Source organism: Pseudoalteromonas sp. BSi20652 (assembly GCF_000239855.1).
Taxonomy (GTDB): Bacteria; Pseudomonadota; Gammaproteobacteria; order Enterobacterales; family Alteromonadaceae; genus Pseudoalteromonas.
Genome location: NZ_BADT01000045.1, coordinates 1 through 2,988 on the forward strand (window position 1 = coordinate 1; position 2,988 = coordinate 2,988).

The 2,988-nt window shown below is 39.0% G+C and carries 2 protein-coding genes; both read right to left on the reverse strand.

The genetic code is table 11. The features are described 5' to 3' along the window. Positions 1-85 precede the first annotated feature (85 nt). On the reverse strand, positions 86-592 hold the full coding sequence (locus P20652_RS13885; RefSeq protein WP_008166610.1) for a hypothetical protein: 507 nt from the start codon (positions 590-592) through the stop codon (positions 86-88). A 324-nt stretch (positions 593-916) separates the two neighbouring features. Further along, positions 917-2,827, reverse strand: a complete 1,911-nt coding sequence (locus P20652_RS13880) for an aminotransferase class V-fold PLP-dependent enzyme (protein ID WP_033017152.1) — start codon at positions 2,825-2,827, stop codon at positions 917-919. Between the last annotated feature and the right edge of the window lie 161 nt (positions 2,828-2,988).

Consider the following 2,988-nt stretch of genomic DNA (forward strand, 5'->3'; position numbering starts at 1 on the left):
GCATGACTCAACTCCTTTTGACATATAACACTTACGATAAGCGGTTTGGCAGCGCTCTTCTGACAAATTCGTCTTCATCGTTTTGTTAGTAGCTCGGGCTTTTAACAACCTCATAGCTTCTGTAATACTCGAGATTGGTGATTGAATTATCAAAGGCAAAAAAATTGGCGACACCACAATCAGCTCCACTTTGTAAACTAGTTATTGTAACTTCTGCGCTACCTATAATGATTTCTGAATTTTTTGCGTTTTCATATTCAATCATATTCAAAGACGATAACATTTCGTCGTTATTTAACAATTGAATATATTTAGGCAACTGAATATTTCCAATTTTCCTTGACGGCAACAACCGGATTATTTCGTCAGGTGGAATCGCCGCCAGAATATAAGCTTCGCCATTTTCATTTATCGTTGCGACGATTTTAGCATTGAAAGTAATCTCTCCGAAAAATTGCAGATATAATCCGTTATCAATGGGATTGAGCGAAAAGGGGCTATTCTGAGGAATAAAATATTCCCAATTCCCAAATTTTTCCGCACTAATTTCCATAGAGAAGAAAAAAATAACTAAAAATGCTGGAATCTTCATGGCTGCTAACAACTTTATCAGAGTACACTTTCCTTTTTTAGCGCGAAAACGTCCTTATTTTATGAACTTATATTAATAGCAAATAGTGTAAGCTATTGCCAGCTATAAATATTTTGCTTACTGTAGTTTATAAACATGTGAAAAAGAGGAAAATGTCCTCTTATTCTTACTAAGTTAATGACGACTTACCTGAATGACCGCTTCTCGCTCAAAGCAGACAATAAATCTAGCCTGTTTCATATTTTAACCCTCAATATTACAGCAGCAATGTCTTACACATTGCTGCTCACTAATAATAGGTGCGATAGTACTAAACGAATACCTTTACTTCTTAACCTTGCCTTTAAGAACGTAGATTTCACCATCGAAACTCCCTTGAATTGTCAGTCCTTGGCTCGCTAGTTCTTGCAAATATTCGATATGATCTGTAGTGATATGCTGGCCCGGGACTAAAAGCGGAATACCCGGTGGGTATGGAGTAACTAAACCTGCACAAATGCGATTGTTGCTTTTGCTAATAGGCACAGATTCGCGATCGCCATAAAAAGCGTCGCTTGGAATACAAGCCAAGTCTATCGCTGGTAAATTCTCAGGCAAACGGGCTCTGCGCGTTGATGTTGATAACTTTACCTTACCGCTGTCGAGTTTTTTCAACGCATTGTATAAACGGATTATCTTCGAACGCGTGCCACCAAGGGTTAGCAAAACTAAAATGGTGCTGTGAGTGTATTTTTCTATTTCTAGGCCAATTTCGTCCAGTAAATATTTATGAATATCCTTTAATGAATAAGGTAATTCGCTAATGTCGATAAGAATTTTTAGCGGATCGTGGCCCATGTTATCACCACTAAAATGTGGAAATATTTCCATAAAATCTTGCTTACCTAGCACTTTAATTTGCTTGAGCGAGGCCATTTGTTGTTTAAATTCTTCCACATGATTCAACAAGGCATTAAGCAATTTGTAGCCTTCCATTTCCAATTGCTTTTGGCATACGTCAAGGGATGCAATAAGCTGGTACTTTGGTGATGTGCTGGCGTAAATACTGTAAATCTCTCGAAAAAAATCGGCATCAAAGTCAGGATCGTTAACATGAATATAAGACGCTTGAGAAAACGCTGAAACCACTTTATGCGCGGAATGGGTTATATAGTCTGCACCTGCATGAATAGCGGAGTAATGACGAAAGCTAGGATGAAACAATGAGTATGCAAACCAGGCTTCATCGATAAACACCTTGATACCATATTGGTGAGCATAATCTACAACTTGTTTCAGATCGCTCAGTAGGCCATCGTATGTGCAGCCGGTGAGAACCAGTAATTTTGCATCGGTATTATTTTCAATTGCTAACTTGATATCGGCCAACGACGGTGGCGCAAAAATACCATATTTAGGATTTAATATACTCGCCAAGTAGATAGGGAAGCTAGCAGATTGCAAGATGCCATAGTGTACAGATTTATGGCAATTACGATCGATGATCACTTTATCTCCCTTGCGCAGAAGTGTCTGTAAGATGATCTTATTTGAAGTAGATGAGCCGTTCGTGACGAAATAGGTATGATTAACCTCAAACGTTGCCGCTGCTGACTCTTGAGCGCGACCAATAGTATTAGTACTGTCTGACAATGAACCTAATGAGTCTACCGACACCGACAGATCGCCAACAAATACGTTACGACCATAAAACTGATAAAAATCTTTAATATAAGGGGAATTTCTAAAGCTCGAGCCGCCGCTATGACCAGGCGTATGCCAAGAGTCGTTTGATTCGCCGACATAACGGCGATACGCCGTCCAAAATGGCGTTTCTGAGCGGTCGTCAAAGTCGTTGATCATATAACCTAAGATCGCTTCAGGGTCAGAAATTACCTCATCTTTAAAAAAGTAAGACTCGATTTCTTCGGACTCGTTGATGATCTCCAGCCCTTTAGTGTCGTCGCCAATAACATAAACCGGCAGTTCGAGACGAATTGCCTTTAATTGCTCGATAAACCGACTATAAGTCCGTTCGCCAACCTTATTTTGCAAATCCCAGCTGAGTACAACCGCTTGAATATCACCATCTTCTTCTACACTTTCCAGCGCGTGTTTTAGCTCAAGACGCTCAACAATATCGATATGAATATCGTCTCGCTCAAAATTAGGAATAGTCTTTGACAGATTCGTTGAAAGCTCTTTTAGGGTGATTGGATCTTGCTCAATTAACAAGATACGAAGTATCGGTAGCATAGGGGAGTTCGCAATATAATTTATAATACTCAGTAGCATAACCAAAGGAGTGAGACTTGTGAAATTAATACTTTGATAATGTTCTATTAATTGTGAAATTTTACTAATACGGACTTACGTATAAAAATATTTTATCTAGATGGATTGATAGGCGCGGCTTT

What these genes read in the sequence shown, in the direction of transcription:
- P20652_RS13885 (WP_008166610.1), bottom strand. Translation starts at nt 592, where the DNA reads ATGAAGATTCCAGCATTTTTAGTTATTTTTTTCTTCTCTATGGAAATT.
- P20652_RS13880 (WP_033017152.1), bottom strand. Translation starts at nt 2,827, where the DNA reads ATGCTACCGATACTTCGTATCTTGTTAATTGAGCAAGATCCAATCACC.